The sequence below is a fragment of the Actinomadura sp. NPDC000600 genome, from assembly GCF_040492135.1.
Lineage (GTDB): Bacteria > Actinomycetota > Actinomycetes > Streptosporangiales > Streptosporangiaceae > Spirillospora.
Genome location: NZ_JBEUPD010000002.1, coordinates 300,471 through 322,456, shown reverse-complemented (window position 1 = coordinate 322,456; position 21,986 = coordinate 300,471). Strand labels below are relative to the sequence as shown.

General features: G+C 73.8%; 17 protein-coding genes. 6 read left to right on the top strand and 11 right to left on the bottom strand.

Annotation, left to right across the window (positions count from 1 at the left end):
• Positions 1 to 17 precede the first annotated feature (17 nt).
• The 4 genes from ABWI07_RS04250 to ABWI07_RS04235 all read right to left on the bottom strand — a co-directional run bounded on the left by ABWI07_RS04250 (position 18) and on the right by ABWI07_RS04235 (position 8,833).
• Entirely contained in the window at positions 18 to 4,883 is a 4,866-nt protein-coding gene (locus ABWI07_RS04250) for a DNA repair ATPase (RefSeq protein ID WP_353817672.1), read from the bottom strand.
• Positions 4,884 to 4,993: 110 nt separating this feature from the next.
• A complete protein-coding gene (locus ABWI07_RS04245) occupies positions 4,994 to 7,030 on the bottom strand; it encodes a flotillin family protein (protein ID WP_353817671.1) in 2,037 nt (678 codons plus the stop codon).
• Between the two features lie 59 nt (positions 7,031 to 7,089).
• Positions 7,090 to 7,749, bottom strand: coding sequence for a hypothetical protein (locus ABWI07_RS04240; RefSeq protein WP_149261813.1), 660 nt, complete (start codon positions 7,747 to 7,749; stop codon positions 7,090 to 7,092).
• A gap of 412 nt (positions 7,750 to 8,161) precedes the next feature.
• Positions 8,162 to 8,833: a phosphatase PAP2 family protein gene (locus tag ABWI07_RS04235; protein ID WP_149261814.1), complete on the bottom strand. Its 672-nt coding sequence runs from the start codon at positions 8,831 to 8,833 to the stop codon at positions 8,162 to 8,164.
• Between the two features lie 81 nt (positions 8,834 to 8,914).
• On the opposite strand from ABWI07_RS04235, the gene ABWI07_RS04230 reads away from it, so the two are divergent.
• Positions 8,915 to 9,376, top strand: a complete 462-nt coding sequence (locus ABWI07_RS04230; RefSeq protein WP_268843277.1) for a tellurite resistance TerB family protein — start codon at positions 8,915 to 8,917, stop codon at positions 9,374 to 9,376.
• A 16-nt stretch (positions 9,377 to 9,392) separates the two neighbouring features.
• On the opposite strand, the gene ABWI07_RS04225 is transcribed toward ABWI07_RS04230, so the two are convergent.
• From ABWI07_RS04225 to ABWI07_RS04215, 3 genes are read right to left on the bottom strand one after another with little or no spacing between them, the layout of a single operon-like run.
• Complete coding sequence (locus ABWI07_RS04225; RefSeq protein ID WP_149261815.1) at positions 9,393 to 10,283, bottom strand: M56 family metallopeptidase; 891 nt, start codon at positions 10,281 to 10,283, stop codon at positions 9,393 to 9,395.
• Complete coding sequence (locus ABWI07_RS04220; RefSeq protein WP_149261816.1) at positions 10,280 to 10,642, bottom strand: BlaI/MecI/CopY family transcriptional regulator; 363 nt, start codon at positions 10,640 to 10,642, stop codon at positions 10,280 to 10,282. Before ABWI07_RS04220 ends, ABWI07_RS04225 begins: the two co-directional genes overlap by 4 nt.
• A 5-nt stretch (positions 10,643 to 10,647) precedes the next feature.
• Positions 10,648 to 11,568: a cation diffusion facilitator family transporter gene (locus ABWI07_RS04215; RefSeq protein ID WP_149261817.1), complete on the bottom strand. Its 921-nt coding sequence runs from the start codon at positions 11,566 to 11,568 to the stop codon at positions 10,648 to 10,650.
• A gap of 213 nt (positions 11,569 to 11,781) precedes the next feature.
• On the opposite strand from ABWI07_RS04215, the gene ABWI07_RS04210 reads away from it, so the two are divergent.
• On the top strand, positions 11,782 to 13,197 hold the full coding sequence (locus ABWI07_RS04210) for a dihydrolipoyl dehydrogenase family protein (protein WP_353817670.1): 1,416 nt from the start codon (positions 11,782 to 11,784) through the stop codon (positions 13,195 to 13,197).
• On the opposite strand, the gene ABWI07_RS04205 is transcribed toward ABWI07_RS04210, so the two are convergent.
• On the bottom strand, positions 13,185 to 13,898 hold the full coding sequence (locus ABWI07_RS04205) for an ABC transporter ATP-binding protein (RefSeq protein WP_353817669.1): 714 nt from the start codon (positions 13,896 to 13,898) through the stop codon (positions 13,185 to 13,187). The genes ABWI07_RS04210 and ABWI07_RS04205 overlap by 13 nt on opposite strands.
• Positions 13,895 to 14,950 carry an ABC transporter permease gene (locus ABWI07_RS04200; RefSeq protein WP_353817668.1) on the bottom strand — a complete coding sequence of 352 codons (1,056 nt, stop codon included), beginning with the start codon at positions 14,948 to 14,950 and terminating at the stop codon, positions 13,895 to 13,897. The genes ABWI07_RS04205 and ABWI07_RS04200 overlap by 4 nt, the downstream gene beginning before the upstream one ends.
• A gap of 169 nt (positions 14,951 to 15,119) precedes the next feature.
• On the opposite strand from ABWI07_RS04200, the gene ABWI07_RS04195 reads away from it, so the two are divergent.
• Positions 15,120 to 16,325, top strand: coding sequence for a sensor histidine kinase (locus tag ABWI07_RS04195; protein ID WP_353817667.1), 1,206 nt, complete (start codon positions 15,120 to 15,122; stop codon positions 16,323 to 16,325).
• A complete protein-coding gene (locus ABWI07_RS04190) occupies positions 16,322 to 16,960 on the top strand; it encodes a response regulator (RefSeq protein ID WP_353817666.1) in 639 nt (212 codons plus the stop codon). The genes ABWI07_RS04195 and ABWI07_RS04190 overlap by 4 nt, the downstream gene beginning before the upstream one ends.
• A gap of 35 nt (positions 16,961 to 16,995) precedes the next feature.
• Here the strand turns inward: ABWI07_RS04190 and ABWI07_RS04185 are convergent, their stop codons facing one another.
• Positions 16,996 to 19,152, bottom strand: a complete 2,157-nt coding sequence (locus ABWI07_RS04185) for an MMPL family transporter (protein ID WP_353817665.1) — start codon at positions 19,150 to 19,152, stop codon at positions 16,996 to 16,998.
• A gap of 164 nt (positions 19,153 to 19,316) precedes the next feature.
• On the opposite strand from ABWI07_RS04185, the gene ABWI07_RS04180 reads away from it, so the two are divergent.
• Positions 19,317 to 20,534, top strand: a complete 1,218-nt coding sequence (locus ABWI07_RS04180; protein WP_149261823.1) for a sensor histidine kinase — start codon at positions 19,317 to 19,319, stop codon at positions 20,532 to 20,534.
• Positions 20,531 to 21,214: a response regulator gene (locus ABWI07_RS04175; protein WP_149261824.1), complete on the top strand. Its 684-nt coding sequence runs from the start codon at positions 20,531 to 20,533 to the stop codon at positions 21,212 to 21,214. The genes ABWI07_RS04180 and ABWI07_RS04175 overlap by 4 nt, the downstream gene beginning before the upstream one ends.
• 23 nt (positions 21,215 to 21,237) lie before the next feature.
• Here ABWI07_RS04175 and ABWI07_RS04170 read toward each other — a convergent pair whose 3' ends face one another.
• A complete protein-coding gene (locus tag ABWI07_RS04170) occupies positions 21,238 to 21,882 on the bottom strand; it encodes a TetR/AcrR family transcriptional regulator (protein ID WP_353817664.1) in 645 nt (214 codons plus the stop codon).
• Positions 21,883 to 21,986: the final 104 nt, after the last annotated feature.

The window sequence follows — 21,986 nt, the reverse complement described above, 5'->3', positions numbered from 1 at the left end:
AGCCGCGACCGGGCGCCTCAACGGGTGTCGCGGAGGGTGGTCTCTATTGCGGTGAGTTTGTCGGCCAGGTGGAGGAGGGCGCCGACGGACGGGTCGTCGGTGGCGCCCGCGAGGGTCTGGGCGCGGCGGTAGGCGGCTTTGATCTCGGTCCAGCGCTCGGCCTCGGACGGGGTGAGGGTGCCCTGGAGTTCGGCGAGTTTGAGGAGGTTGGCCTCCGCGTCCGAGGTGAGGGTCTGGGACTCGGCCCGGTAGTGGTCGTCGATGACCGCTTGCAGTTCGGTGTCGTCCATGACCGGGAGGATGCGTTCGGCGAGCTTGTTCATGTCGCGGTAGGAGCCCTGGAGGCGGAACGGCGGTTCGGTGCGGGACGAGTCGTCCTGGGCGGCGGAGGCTATGTAGACGCGGTTGACCGTCAGGACCACCTGCTGCGCGTAGCGGAGCTTGGCGAGCACGGACAGGATGTCGTCCAGTTCGGCTTGGGAGTACGGGTGGGACAGGCGGTCGGGGTGGACGGTCTGGTCCCCCGCCGCCAGGCGGACGAGCAGTTCGATGTCGCCGCGGTCGCGGCCTCCAAGGGGCGCGAGGACGGGGTTCGAGGTCAGGGCGTTCTCGATGTAGCTGAGCGCGAACAGCTCGTCCTTGCCGGACAGGACGTCGCCGAGGTTCCACACGTCGGCGCGGTTGGCGAGCATGTCGGGGATGCGGAAGCGGCGGCCCGACTCGGTGTAGGGGTTGCCCGCCATGCAGACGGCGAAGCGCTTGCCGCGCAGGTCGTAGGTGCGTTCGGCTCCCTCGATGCGGCGCTGGGCGTCGCAGAGCGGGATGAACTTCTGCAGGAGTTCCGGCGAGGTGTGCTGGATGTCGTCGAGGTACAGCAGGACGTTGGTGCCCATGTCGAGCGCAAAGTTGATCTTTTCGACCTCGCGGGCGGCGGTGGCGTCGGGGGCCTTGGACGGGTCGAGGGACGTGACGCCGTGGCCGAGCGCCGGGCCGTCCACCTTCACCAGGGCGAGGCCGAGGCGGTCGGCGACGTACTCCATCAGGGTCGTCTTGCCGTAGCCGGGCGGTGAGACGAGCAGGAGCAGCCCCATCTGGTCGGCGCGCTCGCCGTCGCCGGCGGCGCCCAGCTGCTTGGCGAGGTTGTCGCCGATGAGGGGGAGGTAGACCTCGTCGATGAGGCGGTTGCGGACGAACGCGCTCATCGTGCGGGGGCGGAGGCCGGCCACTCCCAGGCGCTTCTCCTCCGCCGCGACCAGCTCGTTCCGCTTCCGCTGGTAGGCGCGGAAGGCGGGGACCCGCTCGGTGCGGAAGCGGTGCGTCCTGGTGAGGAGCTCGTCCAGGCGCAGGTCGAGCCGGCGGCCGGTGATCCGCGGGTGGCGGCCGAGCAGGTCGTCGATGGTGGCCGCGAGCGCGGCCGGCGAGTCGTACCGGGCGGACGGGCACAGGAGCATGGACACGGCCTCGGGCAGGTCGGCCGGGTCGCCGTCCGCCCCCGTCCCGAGGTAGGCGGAGAGCCACGCCTCGGCCAGCTGCCGGCGTGCGGCGAGGGTGCCCGCGCCGCGCAGGTCCTCGTCCAGGGGGACGTCGCCGAGCGCCTGGGTGAAGTCCTTCAGCAGGGTGCGGGCGCCCTGGCTCGTCACGAAGCCGTCCGGGGCGGTGGCGAGTTCCTCGACCAGGTACTCGGCGGCGAGCGGGTCGGGGGCGGGCATGGCGTCGCGGTCGGCGAACGCCTCGATCGCCGAGCGGAGTTCCTCGGTCAGCCCGGTGAGGGCGCCGGGACGTCCGAACGCCTCGCGGGCGCGGACGAGCGACCGGGCGCGGACCGTCCACGTCGCGCGCTCGGCGTCGTCGGGACCGTGCGTCCAGAAGAGCTGGGCGGCGGCGCGGGCCTCGCCCGGGTAGCGCAGGAGGCCCGCCTCGGTGTGCAGGCGCAGGAGCGCCTCCAGGATGCGTGCCGCGTCGTGGTCGTGGACGCCCCGCTCGTACCCCTCGTCGTAGCGGTCGGCGGCGGTCTCCCGGACGAGGGCGAGCAGGCGGCCGTCGGCCGCGGCCCGGCGCAGGTCGCCGGGGTCGGCGGCGGCGAGGAGCGACGCCGCCAGGTACTCGGCGCGGTAGGTCTCCGCCGTCTCCGAGACGAGGCTCTGGCTCCAGAAGGGGCGGGTCGCGGCGAAGTCCGCGTCGTGGACGGGCGCGCGGTAGTCGGTCCCGGTGATCGTGAAGGCGACCGTGTCGCGGTGCAGGACGAGGGTCAGCTCGATCGGACGGGTGTTGACCGCGAACCGGTGGCGTCCGAGCCGGATCGTTCCGCCGCCGTCGCCGTACAGGTCGAGGCGGTCGCGCAGGGCGCGGCCGGCCTCCTGGCGGGCGGCGTTGAGGCGGCCGTCCAGCTCCTCGGCGCGGGCGGCCTCGCCCAGGGCGCGCAGCTCGTCGGCGATCGCGCGCAGCCGGCGCACCATGGCGTCGGTCGTGAAGTAGGCGGTGACCTCGGCGGGGGACGCGAGCGCGGCGGCGCGGCGGCGCACACCGGACAGGATCCGGTCGGCCGACTCGGTGAGCCGGTCGCCGCGGCGGGCGCGCTCGTCCAGGAGCGTCTGCTTGCGGGAGGTGAACGCCTCGTTGAGCTCGGTCCGCTTCGTCTCCAGCTCGGCGAGGAACTCCTCCGGCTCGGCGAAGCGGGCCTGGAGCGTCTCCAGGCGGAGCAGCAGGCGGCCGAGCTGCGCGTCGCAGTCCTCGGGGGTCGCCGCCGCGGCGAGGGCGCCGGCGATGGCCTGGTCGAGCAGGCCGAGTTCGGCGGCGAACGCGGCGCCTCCCTCGCGGGCGAGCAGCTCGCGGCGGCGGTCGTCGAGGACGGCGCGGGCCCGGTTGAGGCCGCCTAGCACCTCGCCGACGCGCTCCAGGATCGCGGTCCGCGCGGTCGCGTCGGTGACGTCGAGGTCGCCGACGACCTCGGTGACGACGTCCAGCCCCTCGTTCTGGGCGTCGAGGAGGGCGGCCAGCGGCGCGGCGTCGGCGGCCGTCCCGATGGCGCGCGCCGCCTCGGCGATGCGCTCGACCTCGGCGTGGTAGCCGGTGAACGCGTCCTCGCCCTGGAGGTACTCGACGGCCTGCCGCGCGGCCTCGTCCAGCTCCGCCCGGACGTCCTCCGAGAGCGCGTCGATCCGGGCGCCGTCGGCGTAGCGGAGGTCTCGGAGCGTCTCCAGGTGCCCCTGGGCGCGGCGGAACTCCGCCAGGCGGGAGACCCAGCCGTCCGCGCTCTCCGGTTCCTCGGTCCGCGCGCGGCGGATCAGGGCGGCGAGCCGCTCGCCCGCCTCGGCGACGGCGGCGGCCGCCTGCCCGGTGAGCGCGCGGACCTTCTCGTACTCGTCCAGGACCTGGCCCGCGGTGGAGCGGACTTCGGCGAGCGGCGCGGCGAGGTCCCCGAGCCGGTCGTCGCCGAGCCAGGGGTACAGGTCCGCCGCGCGCGTGCACGCGGCGATCAGCGCCTCGAACACCCGGCCGGACGGCGACGTCTCCGCCGCCATCCGGGTGATCGACAGGCACTCGGAGACGCCGCGCACGAGGTCGGCGTTGCCGACCCGCTCCAGCGGGCCCGTGCCGACGGGCTGCGCGGCGGCGTGCGCGTCGGACACGAACGGGGTCGCCCAGATCTGCATCGGGTGGACGCGGGACGGCTCGTCGGAGAGCGCCCGCATGACCACGAGCGTCCCGTCGTCGAACAGCGAGTACCCGTGGCAGGTGATCGGCGTCGCGACCTGCTTGCGGATCACGTTGTAGGGCAGCAGCAGCGACCGGCCGTCCTCCCGCGAGTGGAAGACGTACAGGACGTCCTCTCCGTTGGGAGAGCGGACGACCCGCTCGTACTCCAGGCCCGCGACGTCGGTGTCGAACGTCTTCGCGGCGCCCGTGTCGAGGTGGTAGCCGCCGGGGAAGATGATCCCGTGGTCGTCCGGCAGCCGGCGGCACGCCTGCTCGATCCCGTCGAGCCGCGCGACCTCCTTGGTGCGGACGTTGAACACCAGGTGCCGCCACGCGGACTCGTTGTACGGCCTGATCCGCAGCAGGATCAGCGCCCCGACCCGCGCGTGCAGGACGTCGGCGTCCGCGAGCGACTGGAGCGGCTCGTCCACCGGCTCGGAGTAGATCCCCTCGCCGGTCCCGGTGTTGTCCTCGATCTTGACGGTGAGGGTCCCGCCGATCGTCTCGACGAACACCTCGCCCTCGATCGAGATGTGCGGGTGCCGCCCGGCGACGTGGTCGTCCCGTGTGGCCTCCACCCAGTCGACGTCGTGCGCGGGAGGGAACGCGTGGTCGCGCTCGCCCTGGTTGTCCTCGTAGGCGACGCCGCCGTCCGGCGCGGTCCGCCACCGCAGGACGCGCAGGTCCGACAGGCGCGGACCGGTCTGGAAGACGGCGAGCAGCCGCCCCTCCACCAGGCGCAGCTGGAGCAGCCGCGCCTGCCGGTAGTACCGGTACATGTCGGCGAAGTCGCGCAGGAAGCGCGGGTCGTCCAGCAGGCCCGGCACGGCCTCCGGCCCGGTCTGGACGAACCGGACGCCGTCCTCTCCGCGCGTGAACCGGTGCAGCGAGAAGACGTCGTCGACCGTCGTCTCGGGCTTCAGCCCGAGGAAGGCGTTGCAGCCGAACAGCAGCACCCCGCCGAGCGCCACCACGTCGCGGGGCACGCTGTTGTGCGCCGTGCGGATCCGCTCGGTGCCCGCGAGCCGCAGGTCCGAGCCCCCGAAGACCTCCAGCCGCCGGGCGTTGAGCGCCTCCGCGCGGCGCGCCAGCTCGCCGGCGTGCCCGGCGAGCCGCGCGCGCAGCACCTCGTACGTGCCGTGGTCCGGCTCCGCGTGCCGGTTCCCGGCCGCGCCGGGCTCTGTCATGTCCACGCCCACCTGCCTCCCGTTCGTCTACCGCGACGCGTGCCGAACCCCGACCTCGTCCAAGCGGTCCGTCCTGCGGCGAGCCGCCGTCCGGCGGCTCGCCGCGCGTGTCAGCGGGCCGCGGCGCCGACGGTGAGATCGGTGCCGTTCGGCGCGGCCTTCGGCAGCGGGGCGTCGGCGACGCCCAGGCGGCGCGCGGTGTCCAGGAGGTCCTGGAGGCCGGCGGTGTCCGGGCCGCCCGACTTGATCAGGCGCAGCAGGAGCGCCGAGAGGGTCAGGTCCCGCACGCCGCCCGTGTCGACCGCGCCGAGCACGCGCGACAGGTCCTCGGTGAAGCTCGCCGAGCCGTCCAGCCACGGACCCGCCACCGCCCGCGCGACCTCGGAGTTCTGGACGAAGCCGTCCACGCTCTTGCCGAGGGCGACCGACCCGACCAGGCGGTCGAAGAAGACCGAGTCGCCGCCGACGATGCTGATGTCGGCCTGCTCCAGCCCGGTGGCGAGGACGGTGGCCTGCGCCTCCGCGACCTTCTGCTGCACCTCGATGCCGGCCAGCCGGACGTCCTTCTCCGCCTCCAGGCGCAGCCGGTACTCCTCGTGCTGGCGGGACGCCTCGTCCAGCGCGGCCATTGCCCCGGCCTTCTCGGTCAGCCCCTCGGCCTCGGCCTTCAGGCTCTCGCGGATCCGGTCGGCCTCGGCCATCGCCTTCTCCCGCGCGACCGCGGCCTCGGCGCGCCCGACCTTCTCGATGGCCTCGGCGTCGCGCTCGCGCACCTGGACCTCGGCGAGCCCGGCCGCGGCGGCCTCCGCGCGGAGCCCCTCGGCCAGCCTGATCTTCGCCTGCGCGTCCAGCTCGGCGGTCTCCTGCCGGGCCTGCGCCAGCGTCAGCTCCTCGCGGGCGCGGTGCGCGGCGGCCGCCTCCGCCGCCTCGGCGGCCTTGATGTCCTTGACCAGGTTCTCCTGCGCCTCCGCCTCCGCGTGGATGATCACGGACTGGCGGGCGCGCTCGGCCTCCTCGACCGCGCGGAGCCGCTTGATGGCCTCCTCCTGCTCGGCGACCGTCCGCTCCACCGCGATCCGCTCGCGGACGACGTTCGCGATCTCCCGCTTCTCCGCCTCGACCTCCTTGTCGGCCGCGATGCGGGTCAGCTGCGTCTCGCGCTCGCGGGCGATGACCTCCAGCAGGCGGTCCTTCTCGATCCGCTCGCTCTCGATCGCGAGGACCCGCTCCTTGTTCTTCGCCGCGACCGACACCTCGCGGTCCCGGTTCTCGTTCTGGACGCCGAGCTGCTCGTCGGTGCGCAGGTGCGCGGCCTGCGCCCGCAGCCGCTCCTCGGCCTTGACCCGCTCGATCTCGGCGGCCTCGCGGGCCCGGACGGTCTCGACCTCGCGCTCCTGCCGCAGCTCGGCGTCCGCCTGCCGGCGCTCCAGCTCCAGGATCGCCTCGCGCGCCTCCACGTTCTGGCGCGTGATCTCCTTCTCCTCGTTGCGGGCGTGCTCGTTGGTGCGGACGTGCTCGATCGCGGTCAGCTCGGTGATCTTCCGGATGCCCTGGGCGTCGAGGATGTTCGACCTGTCCAGGGAGAGCAGGGGCGTCTGCTCCAGGTGGTCGATGGCGGCGTCCTCGAGGCTGTAGCCGTTCAGGTCCGTCCCGATGACGCGGATGATGTGGTCGCGGAACTCGTTGCGGCGGGTGTAGAGGTCGGCGAAGTCCAGGTGCTTGCCGACGGTCTTCAGGGCCTCGGAGAACTTGGCGGCGAACAGCTCCTGCAGCGTCTCCTGGTTGCTGGCGCGCTCGGTGCCGATCGCCTGCGCCACCTTGATCACGTCCTCGACCGTCTTGTTGACGCGGACGAAGAACGTGATGCGGATGTCGGCGCGGATGTTGTCCTGGCAGATCAGCCCGTCCCGGCCGGTCCGCTCGATCTCGATCGTCTTGACCGAGATGTCCATGAGCTCGGCGCGGTGCAGGACGGGCAGGACGATCGCGCCGGTGAAGGTGACGTCGACCTTCTTGAGCTTGGAGATGATGAGCGCGCGGCCCTGGTCGACCTTGCGGAACAACCGGGTCACCATGAGCACGAGGCCGAGGGCGACGAGCAGCGCGAGAGCGAGGAGCACACCGGCTCCTATCGTGATGGTGTCCATCGAGATCCCTGTCTGCCAGAGGGGATGAGAACGCGGGGGGCCGGGCGGGGCCGGGAGTCCTAGCGGGGGCCGGGAGCCGTGTCGTACGGCATGACCCAGAAGAAGCGGCCGTCCGGATCGATATCGAAGATCAGTGCGGTGCTGCCGGTGGTGAGGCCGGTGCCGGCCGCGGCGCCCGCCACGGGCACGTCCATGGCGTGCTGCCGCACCTGGACGATCGCGGACGAACCGTCCGGGGCGGTGACCTCCGCCTGGCCGAAGTCCGGCCCGACCTGCCCGGTGCGGATGACGCACGGCAGGCCGACGAAGTCGCGCAGCGACGCCTCGGCCCGGCCCTGGAAGACGCGCCGCAGCGGCAGGACCGCCGCCCGCGTCCCGATCCAGGCGACGACCAGGGCGAAGGGCAGGACGAGCGCCCGGAGGACGGCGCCGTCCAGCAGCGCCGAACCGGCCAGGCTGACGAACCAGGCAAGGCCGACGAGCACCGACAGCACGACCGTGGCCGGGACCCCGCCCAGCCCGAGCGGTGCGAGGTGCTCGGCCGCGAACCCGTCCTCGGCGCCGGCGCCGGCCCCCGTGTCGGCATCGGCGCCGGCGCCGAGGAAGTCCACTCCGAGGCCGCCGAGCAGGACGAGCGTCCAGTACCCGGCCACGACCAGGAGAGAGAAACTGAAAAGCGCGGTCGGAAAACCGAGCGCGACATCGACGAATTCGCCCATTGAATGCACGCTTCCGCATCGAGACGGCATGAACTGCGGAAGGGCGCACCGCTACGGCCGCCCGACCGTGAGGAAAGGCTTCGTCAAGCGAAGAAGGGGACCAGCTCAGCTATCCAGGAAGGCGTGCGCCCAGAACACCCGGAAGAAGACGGGGGGCGCGTCGCGGCTCGGAGCGCCTTTGCGCCGCGGAGCCGGCGGGACGAGAAAGTGCCGGGGAGTCATAGACCCTCCTGATCGGAGACGTATCCTGTCTCGCCGACCAGGCTTCCCGGCACACCGAGAGACACTTTAACTCATTTGCCGGGCTAACGGAAGCCTTTTACCCCGAACTCGGGCATCGCGCCCGTCCGTCGGCGGGGAAACCCGTTAATGGCGGCCGACCCCGGACACCGTTTCCCGTAAACCCCGGCCGCTATTTGCTACAAGTGTCGTAGACCGGGACGGCCCCCTCGCGCCGGGGCGGGCGCGGGAGGACGAGGATGCGGCCGAGGCAGGCCAGGAGCAGGCCGAGCGCCCAGCCCGCGACGGCGTCGGTCGGCCAGTGGTACCCGAGCGTGACGACGGCGACCGCGACACCCGCCGCCATGGCGTGGGCGGCGGCCGTCCAGGCGCGGGAGGCGCCCGTCACGGCCGCGATGAACAGCAGGCACGCCGCCGCGTTGGCGGCATGCCCGGACGGATAGGACAGGACGCCGTCGGCGAACAGCAGGTCGTGGCCGGTGCGCGGCGGGGTCCGGGCCAGCGCGACCTGCGTTCCGCGCACCAGGAGTTCGCTGCCCACCAGCCAGATTCCGGCCTTGACCAGCAGGGCGGGGCTGCGCCGCCGTCGCGCGGCGACGACGGACGCGATCGCGGCGAGGGAGCCGACGAGCCAGTACTGGCCGCCGTTCACGACCGTCCGCCACCAGAGATGCCAGGCGCCGCCGCGCGGTGGCAGCCCGTCGGCGAACATCCGCCCGTCGAGGTGCCGCAGCGGGCCGCCGAGCAGGACGTCCAAGGTCACCGCCACCGCGACCAGTGCGGCGACCGCCGCGAGCGCGTAGGGCGGCCTGCCGTCTCCCGTTCCGGACGCCTTCACCGGCATGCGGCCGGCACCTCCCCCGAGTCTGCTACTACATTTGTAGCAGTTCGGCTAGGGTCGGTGGAGACGGCCGACGAGCGGAGGATGACGATGCCTTTCTGGGACAAGCTGCGCGAGTCAACCCAGACCATGCAGACGCAGCTGCTCAGTAAGAAGAACGAACTCAAGAGCGGAGCGTTCCGTGACGCGAGCATGGCGATGTGCGCGCTCGTCGCGGCCGCCGACGGCAGCGTGGACCCGTCCGAACGGCAGCGCACCGCGTCCCTCATCGCCTCCAACGAGGTGCTGCAGAACTTCCCGGCCGACGACCTGCAGCGGCGGTTCAACGACTACGTGGCCAAGCTCACCGCCGACTTCGACTTCGGGAAGGTGGCGGTGCTGCAGGACATCGGCAAGACCAAGAAGAGGCCGGCCGAGGCGCGCGCCGTCATCCAGATCGGCATCGTGATCGGCGGCGCGGACGGGCACTTCGACCAGAGCGAGAAGGCCGCCGTCCGCGAGGCCTGCTTCGCCGTCGGCCTCGACCCCGCCGAGTTCGAGCTCTGAGGGGTGGCGCGGCCCGTCAGCGGAACGCCAGCACCGACAGCAGGAACGACACGAGGACGTGGTCGAGCTGGAGGGTCGCGGCGGTCAGCGACCCGGTGACGACGCCGTTGCCCATGAACAGCAGCGGGCCGGTGACCGTGTTCTTGGCCGGGGGCGTGCCCATCAGCGCCTCGACCCGTTCGACGACCCCGGACTCGGCGAACGCGCTCAGCGGTCCGGGGTCGCGCGGCTGCGCGAGGGCGACCTTGGCGATCGTCCGGGCGACGGCGGCGCGGTCGCCGGTCGCCTCCGCGGCGTCCTCGTCCGCCCAGCGCTCCGTGGCCAGCCGCAGCCGGGCGGCGAGGGGGCGCAGCGGCGGCAGGACGGCCGAGGCCAGCGCCCCGGCGGCGAGGTAGCGGTGGTGCCGGTGCCTGAGGTGGGAGCTCTCATGCTCGAAGACGACGTGGAGCTCCTCGGCCGTCAGCTTCCGCAGCAGGCCCCGGGAGACCAGGACCCCGCCGCGGCGGCCGGGGACCGCGACGGCGATCGGGACCTCGGTGTCGAGCGGCTCGCGGGCGTCCGCCCGCGCGGCGCGGAGCGCGGCCGCCCCCCGGGCGGCGGCCCTGCCCGCGGCCGCCAGCCCGGCCGCCGACAGCACGGCCGCCGGGATCCCCACCGCGTCCGGGACCGGCCGGTCGTCTCCGAACAGCGCCCACTCGGGGACGTGCGCCGCGGCGGCCGGCGCCAGCGTCGCCGCGTAGTTGACGGCCACGAAGAAGCCGGTGCCGAGCGCGGCCACGCCGGTCAGCGCCCCGGTGGTCGCCAGCAGCCGCGCCGACCAGGACGGGTGGAGCCGCGACGGCGCCTTCGCCAGCACGGCGCTCAGCGTCAGCATGATGGCGAGGGGCAGGAAGGTGTACCAGTTCACCCGCCGGCCTCCGGACGGTCGAGGAACTCGCGCAGCTTGCGCGCCTCCTCGGCGCTGAGCGACCGCGCGAACCGGTTCAGCACGTTGCCGGGGTCGCTGGCGTGCCGCAGGTGGTCGCGCATGCGCCCCGCCACCAGCTCGGACTCGTCGACGGCGAGCCGGTACCGGTAGTGCCGGCCCGTCCGGGTCCGCGAGACCAGCTTCTTCTCGTGGAGCCGGTGCAGGATCGTGTTCACCGTCGTGTAGGCGGGGTCGCCGTCCAGCCGCTCCACCAGTTCGGCGGTGCTGGCCGCCCCGCCGAGCCCGGCCAGCGCGGCGAGCACCTCTGCCTCCAACTGCCCGAGCGGCCTGCGCCCCACCGTCCTCAGCCCCCCTTCCGCAGCACGTCCGGCTCGAGGTAGACGAGCCGGGCGATCGGCACCGCCGCGCGGATGCGGGCCTCGGCATCGTTGATCGCGTCGGCGACCTCCCGCGCGTCGTCCTGGAGGTCGACGGCGACCTTCGCGGCGACCAGCAGCTCGTCCGGCCCGAGGTGCATGGTGCGCATGTGGATCACGGCGGGGACGTCGCGGCCCTCCACGATCGCCTGCCTGATCAGCCGCACGTGCTCCGGGGTCGCCGACTCCCCGATGAGCAGGCTCTTGACCTCGGTGGCCAGCACGATCGCGATGGCCGCCAGCAGCAGGCCGATCGCGGCGGTGCCGATCCCGTCCCAGACGCCGTCACCGGTGACGAGGGTCAGCCCGACGCCCGCGAGCGCGAACACCAGCCCGATCAGCGCCCCGGTGTCCTCCAGCAGGATGACCGGCAGCTCCGGCGACTTGGAGCGGCGGACGAACTGCACCCAGCCCGCCCGCCCCCTGCTCCGGTTCGACTCGCGGACCGCGGTGCGCAGCGCCGCCCCTTCCAGGACGATCGCGACCAGCAGGACGGCGATCGGCACCCACTGCCACTCCTCGATCGGGTGCGGATCGGCGATCTTGTGCCAGGCCTCGTACAGGGCGAACAACCCGCCCAGGCTGAACAGCACGATCGCCACCAGGAAGGCGTAGATGTAGCGCTCCCGTCCGTAGCCGAACGGGTGCTCCTCGGTCGCGTCCCGCTCCGCGCGCTTCCCGCCGATCAGCAGCAGCGCCTGGTTGCTGGAGTCGGCGACCGAGTGGATCGCCTCCGCCAGCATCGACGACGACCCCGTCAGCGCGAACGCCACGAACTTGGTGGCCGCGATGCCCAGGTTCGCACCCAGCGCGGTGACGACGGCCTTGGTACTGCCTTCGGCGCTCACGGACTCCCCTGTCATATCCGCACCCCGGAACGTCCGGCTAAGCGTAGGCGGTGATCGCGGGCAGCATGTCCTGAAGGGTTCGCCCCTGGCCGGGTTCGCCGCCGCGGCGGTGCGGGGATGGCTCTTCGCGCGTCCGCGACCTGGCGATGCGCTCATTAGTGTGGTTCCGGCAGATCCGCGTGGACAGGACCGCGCTGACCGGAAGGGCGGGGCATGGACGAGTTCGATGTCGTGGTGGTGGGGGCCGGGCCGACCGGGGAGAACCTGGCGGAGCGGGCGCACGCCGGCGGGCTCAGCGTGGCCGTCGTGGAGAGCGAGCTGGTGGGCGGGGAGTGCTCGTACTGGGCGTGCATGCCCAGCAAGGCGCTGCTGCGCCCGGCCGCCGCGCTCGCGGACGCGCGGCGGGTGGCCGGCGCGCGCGAGGCGGTCGGCGGGACGCTGGACGCGGCGGCGGTCCTCAGCCGCCGGGACGAGTTCACCTCGCACTGGAAGGACGACGGCCAGGTCTCCTGGCTGGAGGGGGCCGGGCTCGTCCTGGTGCGCGGCCACGGGCGGCTGGACGGGCCGAAACGCGTCGTGGTGCGGACCCGGGACGGCGGGCAGCGGGTGCTGACCGCCCGGCACGCGGTCGCGGTGTGCACGGGTACCCGCGCCGCGCTGCCCGACCTGCCCGGACTGGCCGAGGTCCGTCCCTGGACCAGCCGCGAGGCGACCGCCTCCGAGCGGGTTCCGCCGCGGCTCGCGGTCGTGGGCGGCGGCGTGGTGGCGTGCGAGATGGCCACGGCCTGGCGGGCGCTGGGCAGCGAGGTGGTGCAGCTGGTGCGCGGGTCGCGCCTGCTGCCCCGGATGGAGCCGTTCGCGGGAGAGCTGGTGGCCGAGGGCCTGCGCGCGGCCGGGGTCGACCTGCGCTTCGGCACGTCCGTCACCGCCGCCCGCCGCGACGGAGCGGTGGTGCTCACCCTGAACGGCGGCGAGACGGTGACCGCGGACGAGGTTTTGTTCGCCACCGGACGGGTCCCCGCGACGGCCGACCTCGGGCTGGAGACGGTCGGGCTGGCCCCGGGCCGGTCGATCGAGGTCGACTCCACCGGGCTGGCGGCCGGCGTGTCCGGCGAGTGGCTCTACGCGGCGGGCGACGTCAACGGCCGCGCGCTGCTGACCCACCAGGGCAAGTACCAGGGGCGGATCTTCGGGACGGTGATCGCCGACCGCGCCGCCGGACGTCCGCTCGACACCGCCGAGTGGGGGCGCAGCGTGGCGACCGCGGACGAGCGGGCGGTGCCGCAGGTCGTCTTCACCGATCCCGAGGCCGCCGCCGTCGGGCTCAGCTTGGAGGAGGCGACCCGGGCCGGGCACCGGGTGCGGGCGGTCGACTACGACCTCGGCGGCGTGGCCGGGGCCTCGCTGTACGCCGACGGCTACCAGGGCCGCGCCCGCGCGGTGGTCGACCTGGACCGCGAGACGCTCCTCGGCGTCACCTTCGTCGGCGCGGGCGTGGCCGAACTGCTCCACTCGGCCACGGTCGCGGTCGCCGGCGAGGTCCCGATCTCCCGCCTGTGGCACGCCGTCCCGTCCTACCCCACGATCAGCGAGATCTGGCTCCGCCTCTTGGAGGCCTATCGCGGCTGAGCCCGTCCGGCGGTCTGAGATGGGACCGAGCCGTCCTCGGACAGCCGGCCGTCGGTCATGGAGTACACGCGGTCGGCGGCGGTGAGCCGGGCCAGGTCGTGGGTGACCATGACCGTGGCCAGCCGCCGGTCGCGGGTGAGCCCGGCCAGCAACTCGACGACCTGCTCGCCGCGGTGGTGGTCGAGGGCGCTGGTGGGCTCGTCCACGAGGAGCACCTCCGGGCCGTTCATCAGCGCGCGGGCGATGTTGACCCGCTGGCGCTCGCCGCCCGACATCTGGTGCGGCCGCTTGTGCTCCATGCCGGCGAGGTCGACGGCGGCCAGCAGTTCGCGGGCCCGGGCGGCGGCCCGCCGCGGCGACCGGCCGGCCATGTGCGCCATCACCGTCAACTGGTCGAGGGCCGTCAGCGAGGCCGGGAGGTTCGGCTGCTGGAAGACGATGCCGATGTGGTCGCGGCGCAGCCGGGTCCGTTCGGCGGGACGCAGCCCGGTGGTCTCCCGGCCCGCCACCAGCACCGTCCCGGAGGCGGGGGCGATGAGCGTCGCGGCAACGGCTAGCAGGCTCGACTTGCCGGATCCGGACGGCCCGACGACCGCGGCGAACTCGCCGGGCCCGACCGCCAGGCTCACGTGGTCGAGCGCGGTGAGGGTGCGGTCCCCGTCGGGATAGGTCAGGACGACGTCGGTGAGGGCCAGGCTCATCGTGCGGCTCCCAGCGCGGTCAGCGGATCGACAGAGGTGATCTTGCGGATGGCCAGCGCGGCGCCCGCCGCCCCGAGGACGACCATCACCGCGACGGGCAGCACGGTGGTGGCGGCCGAGACCACGAACGGGACCCGGTCCCCGATGGCGAACCCCGCCAGCCCTCCGACGGCGCCGCCGAGCCCGGCCCCGGCCAGGAGCACCAGGACGGCCTGGGCGAGCGCGTCGCGCAGCAGGTAGCCGGTGCTCGCGCCGAGTGCCTTCAGCACGGCCACGTCGCCGCGGCGCTGGATCGTCCAGACCGTGAAGAACGCGCCGATGACCAGCGCCGAGATGGCGAACAGGAAGCCCCGCATGAGTTGCAGCGACCCGTTCTCGGAGGAGAACGACGGGATCGCGGACTTGGCGTCCCCCTGGGCGATGGTGGTGGTGGCGAGCCGCCGGTCGGCCGCGTCCAGGTCGGCATGGCCGGTCTCGCGGAGCAGCAGGACGGTCGCGGCCCGGTCGCCGCCGGACGGTTCGAGGGCGCGCCAGTCGTCGATCCCGATCCAGGCGACCGGCGTGTGGCTGTAGGAGGAAGCACCGCCCTTACCCGCCACGGTGAGCCCGTGCCCGAAGACCTGCACCCTGTCGCCGGGCGCCAGCCCGGTGCTCTCGGCCAGCTCCTCCGACAGCACGATCTGCCCGGACGCGGGCGGGTGCGCCCGGTTCCCCGGAGCGACCCCGAAGAGCGCCGCAGGCGCGCCGCGCTCACCGGACGGGCCGAAGGACATCCGGCCCATCGAGATGCCGAGCGGCTCGGCCCTCACCCCCGGGACGTCCTGCCAGCCCTTCGCCGTCGCCGTACCGATCCGGCTCCCCGAGAAGGTGGCCTCACCGCCGAAGACGATGTGGTCGGCGGGCAGGTCCTCGACGGCCGAGGCGCTGTCGCGCGCCAGCCCGGCCGTCAGCCCGGACAGCAGGGTCACCAGCAGCGTGATGAGCAGCACGACCGACCCCATGAGCGCGAACCGCCCCTTGGCGAACCGCAGGTCCCGCAGTGCCACGAACACCGGCGCCCCCGTTCCACGTGATCTGGGATTGACGTCTCCCAGCGTGCGCCGCGGGCCCGTCCCGGCACATCGTGCGCCGGGACGCGCGGAACGCCTTCTTCCGGACGGCCGGACATCAACCTTTCGATCGATGCGACCAGGGGAACCCGTCGCCTACGCTGAGTGAGAAATGCCGAACGATCCGTTCTCGCCGGCGGTGCGGCTGCTCGGCTGGGCCGTGCACGGCACCTTCCTGGTGCTGCTCGCTATCGCCCTGGTGCGCACGCTGCACGACGGGGAGGCGGGGGCGGCGGCCGGGGGGTTCGCGCTCGGCGTCCTCTATGCCGGCGGGGTGGTCTGGGCCGGACGGCACCGGACGCCTCGTCCGATCCCTGCCCGGTTGTGGCTCGCGCTGCTCACCGCGGGCTGGGCGGGGCTGGCCCTGGCGTCGCCCGACTTCGTCTGGCTGGCCTTCCCGCTGTTCTTCCTCTACCTGCACCTGCTGCCGCTGCCCGCCGCGCTGCCCGGCGTCGTGCTGCTGACGGCCGCGGCGGTCGCGGCCGTGGCCTGGCACGGCGGCGGGGTCACGCTGGCGGAGGTGCTGGGCCCGAGCATCGGCGCCTCGGTCGCCACGCTCATGGCCCTCGCCTACCGGGCCCTGTACCGGGAGAGCGAGCAGCGCCGCCGGCTCATCGAGGACCTCGTCCGCACCCGCGAGAAACTCCTCGGCGCGGAGGCCGACGCGGCCCGGCTCACCGAGCGCGAGCGCCTGGCCCGCGAGATCCACGACACGCTCGCCCAGGGGATGTCCAGCATCATCCTGCTGCTGCGCGCCGCCCGCCGCGACCTCGACACCGACCGGGGCGCGGCGCTCGGACGGCTGGCGGAGGCCGAGCAGGCCGCCGCGGAGAACCTCGAGGAGGCCCGCAACTTCGTGCGCGCGCTGGCCCCGCCCGCCCTCCAGCGCTCGTCCCTGCCGGACGCGCTGCGCCGTCTCACCGAGTCGGCCGCCGCCCGTTCCGCGGCCCGCATCCGCTTCGAGGTGTCCGGGTCCCCCGCCGAACTCCCGGTCGACTACGAGGTGGCCCTGCTGCGCATCGCCCAAGGGGCCCTCGGGAACGCCGCCAGGCACTCCGGCGCCGAGAACGTCGGAGTCACCCTGACCTACCTTGACGACATGGTGGTGCTGGACGTCTACGACGACGGCCGCGGCTTCGACCCGGCGGCGGGCGGCGGGCGTCCACCGGAGGACGGGGCAGGCACCGGCTACGGGCTGCGGACGATGCGCGACCGGGCCCGCGCCCTGGGCGGGGCGCTCACCGTCGAGTCGGCCCCTCGGGAGGGGACGGCCGTGGTCGCGACCCTGCCGCTGCCCGAGGGCGAGGAGCGGCGGTGAGCGGGCCGATCCGCATCCTGCTGGTGGACGACCATCCCGTGGTGCGCTCCGGGATCCGCGCCATGCTCGCCGACCAGCCCGACTTCGTGCTGGTCGGCGAGGCCGCGACGGGACGGGAGGGCGTCGAGGAGGCGCGCCGCCTCTCCCCCGACGTCGTGCTCATGGACCTGCAGCTCGGCACCGGGATCCACGGCAGCGAGGCCACCCGCCAGATCACCGCCGCCGGGCCGGACGCGCCGCGCGTCCTCGTGCTCACCACGTTCGACACCGACTCCGACATCCTCGCCGCCGTCGAGGCCGGCGCCACGGGCTACCTGCTCAAGGACGCGCCCCCGGACAGGCTGTTCACCGCGATCCGGTCGGCCGCCGCCGGCGACAGCGCCCTCGCGCCGAGCGTCGCCTCGCGCCTCCTCGGCCGGATGCGCTCGCCCACCGCGACGCTGACCGCCCGCGAGCTGGAGGTGCTGCGGCTGGTCGCCGAGGGGCTCTCGAACCGGCAGATCAGCAAGCGGCTGTTCCTCAGCGAGACCACGATCAAGACGCACCTGGTGCACATCTACGCCAAGCTCGGCGTCGACTCCCGCACGGCCGCGGTCGCCGCCGCCACCCGCCGCGGCCTGATCCGCCCCACCTGACCGCCTCCCGCACCGCGCCGCCCGGGGCCGACCACTCAGACCCGGGCCTTCTCCGCGGCCTTGACCGGGGCGGGCTCCGCGGGGCGGCGGCCGGGCATCCACCAGTTGGCCTTGCCGCACAGTTCCATCACGGCGGGCACGAGGATCATCCGGACGACGGTGGCGTCGATGAGGACGGCGACGGCCATGCCGAGGCCGATCTGCTTGACCGACACGTCGGAGCCGAGCAGGGACGTCCCGAAGACGGCGATCATGATGGCGGCCGCGGCCGTGATGACCTTGGCGGTGCGGGCCAGCCCGCGGGTGACGGCCGCCCGGGTGTCGCCGGTGCGCTCGTACTCCTCCCGGACCCGCGAGATCAGGAACACCTCGTAGTCCATGGACAGGCCGAACAGGAGCGGGAACATCATCATCGGGACCCAGGTCGTGATCGGCATCTCGGTGGGGAAGCCCAGGGCCGAGCCGAGCCATCCCCACTGGACGACCGCCACCAGCACGCCGTAGGCGGCGCCGATCGACAGCAGGTTCATCACCGCGGCCTGCACCGCGATCGTCACCGACCGGACGAGCGCGATCAGCAGCACCAGGGACAGGGCGAGGACGACCGCGACCATCAGGGGCAGGCGCGCGCCGACGTCCTCCGCGACGTCGATCGCGGCGGCGTTGGGCCCGCCCACCTGGACCTCGGCGCCGCCGGGCGCCTTGGGCAGGACGTCGTCGCGCAGCTCGTGCACCAGGTCGGCGGTCGCCTCGTCCTGCGACCCGGTCTTCGGGAAGGCCATGAACGTGGCGGCCCGCCCGTCCTCGCTGATCCGGGCCGGAGTGACGGAGGCGATGCCGCCGGTCCTGCCGACCGCCTCGACGACGGGACGCAGATCGGCGTCCGCCGAGCCGATCCGGGCGGCGAAGATCAGGGGCGCGCCGTAGCCGGGGCCGAAGCCCTCGGAGAGGATCTCGTAGGAGGTGTAGCTGCTCCGGTCGCGCGGCTGGACGCTGGCGTCGGGCAGGCTCAGCCGCATCGACAGCGTGGGAGCCGCGAGCACGAGCAGGCCGGCGCCCGCCAGGACCGCCGCGAGCAGCGGCCGGCGCTGCACCGTCACGGCCCACCGCTCGGCCGGGGGGCGCCGCTCGGCGGAGCGCGGGCGGGGCGCGCGGCGCGGCAGCCGCAGCGAGTCGATCCGGTGGCCGGTGAAGCCCAGCAGCGCCGGCAGCAGGGTCACCGCGGCGACCATCGTGACCAGCACGGTCACCGACGCGGCGATGGCCACGCCGGTCATCAGCCGCTGCCCCATGACCACCAGGCCGAGCAGCGCGATCACGACGGTCGTGCCGGCGAACAGCACCGCGTGGCCCGCGGTGGTGATGGCCCTGACCGCGGCGCTCTCGGGCTCGTCGCCGTCCTGGCGCGCCTCCCTGTAGCGGGTCACGATGAACAGCGCGTAGTCGATGCCGACGCCGAGCCCGACCATCGCCGCGACGAGCACGGTGAAGTCCGGCGCGGGGACGAGGTATCCGACCAGCCTGATCAGGGCGATGCCGCCGAGGATCGCCATCAGCGCCGTCATGATCGGCAGGCCCATCGCGACCAGGGACCCGAAGGAGACGAACAGGATCACCGCCGCGGTGAGGATGCCCACGCCCTCGGTCGGCCCCTGCGGCGGCGTCTCGGCCTTCTCCGCCCGCTCGCCGCCGAGCCCCAGCGTCACGCCGTCGCCGGAGGCGTCCTTGACCTCGTCCACGAGGGGCTTGACGGCGGTCTTCTCCACCTCCTTGTCGGTCAGCGGGATGGTCATGCGGGCGATGCGGCGGTCCGGCGTCACCTGGGCGGCGTCCCGGTACGGCGAGGTCACCGGCCCGGTCAGGGGCGAGGCGTCGAGGTCGGCGACGACCTTCTCGATCCGCCGCCGGGCGGCGGGGTCGTCGATCCCCTTCGACGCCTTGATCGCGAGGGTCAGCGTGTCGCCCTGCCGCTCGGGGAAGTGCCGCTCGATCAGTGCCTGCGCCTTGGCGGATCCGGAGTCCCCGCCGGAGAAGTCGTTGTCGGAGGCGGCGCCGTAGCCGAAGCCGGCGAAGGCCACGGCGGCCACGCCGAAGATCCAGGCCAGCAGGACCAGGCGGCGCCGCCGGTGGCAGAACCGGGCCAGCGCCGCGAGGGCGCCGTCCGGCCGCGGAGTGGAGGAATGATCGCTCATGGCGGCGATCGTCGCGCCGGCGGGGCGTCCGCCGCGTCTGCCGACGATCGGCCGCGCCTACACGATCGGGCGTACGCCGTCCGGGCGGCGCTACACCGGACGGAGTAGCAGGTCACGCGGCTGAGCGCAGCGGCGCCCGCGCACCGGCTCGGTACGATCGCGTCATGGAACGCCATACCGGGTCGTTCTCCCTGCGTGCGGCGACGCACGACACGCTGCTCGCGCTCTTCGTCACCGTGATGCAGGTGCAGGGGACGGTCGCCCGCGTCGCCGCCGAAGGGGCGACCCGCCCGCTCGCCGACCTGGGGAACCTCGGGTACGCGCTGCTGGCGGTGAGCGGCCTGGTCCTGGTCGTCCGCCGCCGGTGGCCGGTGCCGGTGTTCGCCGCCACCGCGCTCGCCAGCCTCGCGTACTACGCCGTCGACTTTCCCGACGGGCCCGGCTGGCTCGGGCTCTTCGTCTCCCTGTACACGCTCGCGGCCTACGGGGACGGGCGCCGCTCCCTGCTGATCGCCGGTACGGGGATCGCCGTGCTCGCCGCCGTCTGGCTGTACCAGGCGGCCGACATCGAGCCCCGGGCCGCCATCGGATGGGTGTTCTTCCGCATCGGCGCCTCGGTCATGAGCGCGGCGCTCGGCGAGTCCGTCCGGTCCCGGCGGGTCATCGCGGCCGAGGCGCAGGAGCGCGCGGAACTGGCCGAGCGGACCCGCGAGGAGGTGGCGCGGGCCCGGGTCGACGCCGAGCGCCTCCGGATCGCCCGCGAGGTCCACGACACCGTCGCGCACGCGGTCGCGATCATCAACGTGCAGTCCGGGGTCACCGCGCATGTGCTCGACAAGCGGCCCGAGCAGGCGCGCGAGGCGCTGCGGGCCATCGAGGAGACCAGTTCCCGGGCGCTGCAGGAGATGCGGGCCATCCTCGGCGTGCTCCGTGACGACGACGACGGCCGTGCACCGCAACCCGGCCTGGACCAGATCGACGAACTCACCGCGAAGGCGCGCGAGGCGGGGCTCGACGTCACGCTGGACGCGTCCCCGCCCACGGCGCCGCTGCCGGGCGCGGTGGGAAGCGCCGCCTACCGGATCCTTCAGGAGTCGGTCACCAACGTGATCCGCCACGTCGGCCCCACCCGGGTGACGGTCGCACTGAATCCGGGGACCGACGCGCTGGAGATCCGCGTGACCGACGAGGGCCGCCGCACCGGAGGCGGGAACGGCTCCGCGTCCGGCGGGACCGGCTCGCGCGGGCCGGGCCGCGGGATCCTGGGCATGCGCGAGCGCTGCCGGCTGCTCGGCGGCGAGTTCGACGCCGGGCCCACGCCGGGCGGAGGCTTCGAGGTGACGGCCCGGCTGCCCCTCGCGCCGGCCGGACGGCCGCGGTGAGCGCGGCGCCCGCGGCGCCCATCAAGGTGCTGCTCGCCGACGACGAGGGGCTCGTGCGGTCCGGGTTCCGGCTCCTCATCGACGTCGAGGACGACATCACCGTGGTCGCGGAGGCGACCGACGGCGCCCGGGCCGTCGAGCTGGCCCGCGCCACCTGCCCCGACGTCGTCCTGATGGACATCCGCATGCCGAACCTGGACGGCATCCAGGCCACGGCGCAGATCACCAGGATGCGGGGGCTGGAGGGCGTCCGGATCCTCATCCTCACCACCTACGACACCGACGCCTACGTCTTCGAGGCGCTGCAGGCCGGCGCCAGCGGCTTCCTGCTCAAGGACGCCGGACCGGCCGAGCTGCTGCACGCCATCCGCGTGGTCGCGGCCGGGGACGCCCTGCTCGCACCGCGGATCACCCGGCGGCTCATCGGCCGGTTCACCGCGCGGCACACGGCCTCCAAGGCCGCGCAGGACCGGCTCTCGGTGCTCACCGAGCGCGAGCGGGAGGTGCTGGCCCTGATCGGGCGGGGGCTGAGCAACCAGGAGATCGGCGCCGCACTGTTCATCAGCCCGGCCACCGCGCGCACCCACGTCAGCCGCGCGATGGCGAAGCTGGGCGCCCGCGACCGCGCCCAGCTGGTCGTCGCCGCCTACCAGACGGGCCTCGTCGAGCCCGACGCATGACCGTGGGGCTCGCCGGGGGTCTGCTACGTCCGTGACGGTTCGGACGTGCCGCGTCCGCCGGCCGCCTCGCCACCGCCGGCCGACCGTTCGATCAGGGCCTTCACGAGGCGGACGAGCGCGGCGCGCTGGCCGTCCGGGTCGTCGTCCAGGTCGGGCATCAGCATCCGCCGGAGTTGCGGGGTCGCGAACCACCAGCCGGCCAGGACGATGACGGCGTACAGCAGCTCCCGGGGCGCGAGCCGGGTGTCCAGGCACCCCGATTCCTGAGCCCCGGCCAGCGCGGCGATCTTCTCGGCGTAGTGCGCGGTCCGCTCGGCCTCGGCCGCCACGGGCTCGTCGTCGGCGGTGTGGAGGCCCTCCCAGTGCAGCAGCCGGACGAAGTGCGGGTGCTCGCGGTGGTAGTCGAAGACCTGCCCGGCGTACTCGCCCAGGTCGGAGGCGGCGCGCTCGTCCAGCGGCACGGCCTCCGCCAGGCGCTCCAGCTCCGTTGTCAGCACGATCGCGAACATCTGCCGCTTGTTGCCGAAGTAGGAGTAGATCCGCTCCTTGTTCACCCCGGCCGTGGCGGCGATCCGGTCCATGCGGGCCGCCTCGGGCCCGTGGGCGGCGAACTCGGCGACCGCGGCGTCCAGGATGAGCCGCCTCGTCCTCGCGGTGTCCCATGCCATGACCCGAGCCTACCGCAATTTCCAACTAACGAGTTGGAATCTGGCGCCGGCCGTGGCAAACTCCAACTAACGAGTTGGAGTTTCCGGGGCTCGCCGGACAGCGG

Excerpts from the sequence above, each read along its gene's own strand:
- ABWI07_RS04235 (WP_149261814.1), bottom strand. The coding sequence starts at position 8,833 with ATGCCGGTGAAGGCGTCCGGAACGGGAGACGGCAGGCCGCCCTACGCG.
- ABWI07_RS04205 (WP_353817669.1), bottom strand. The coding sequence starts at position 13,898 with ATGAGCCTGGCCCTCACCGACGTCGTCCTGACCTATCCCGACGGGGAC.
- ABWI07_RS04245 (WP_353817671.1), bottom strand. The coding sequence starts at position 7,030 with ATGGACACCATCACGATAGGAGCCGGTGTGCTCCTCGCTCTCGCGCTG.
- ABWI07_RS04180 (WP_149261823.1), top strand. The coding sequence starts at position 19,317 with ATGGAACGCCATACCGGGTCGTTCTCCCTGCGTGCGGCGACGCACGAC.
- ABWI07_RS04185 (WP_353817665.1), bottom strand. The coding sequence starts at position 19,152 with ATGAGCGATCATTCCTCCACTCCGCGGCCGGACGGCGCCCTCGCGGCG.
- ABWI07_RS04195 (WP_353817667.1), top strand. The coding sequence starts at position 15,120 with ATGCCGAACGATCCGTTCTCGCCGGCGGTGCGGCTGCTCGGCTGGGCC.
- ABWI07_RS04170 (WP_353817664.1), bottom strand. The coding sequence starts at position 21,882 with ATGGCATGGGACACCGCGAGGACGAGGCGGCTCATCCTGGACGCCGCG.
- ABWI07_RS04240 (WP_149261813.1), bottom strand. The coding sequence starts at position 7,749 with ATGGGCGAATTCGTCGATGTCGCGCTCGGTTTTCCGACCGCGCTTTTC.
- ABWI07_RS04250 (WP_353817672.1), bottom strand. The coding sequence starts at position 4,883 with ATGACAGAGCCCGGCGCGGCCGGGAACCGGCACGCGGAGCCGGACCAC.
- ABWI07_RS04230 (WP_268843277.1), top strand. The coding sequence starts at position 8,915 with ATGACGATGCCTTTCTGGGACAAGCTGCGCGAGTCAACCCAGACCATG.
- ABWI07_RS04210 (WP_353817670.1), top strand. The coding sequence starts at position 11,782 with ATGGACGAGTTCGATGTCGTGGTGGTGGGGGCCGGGCCGACCGGGGAG.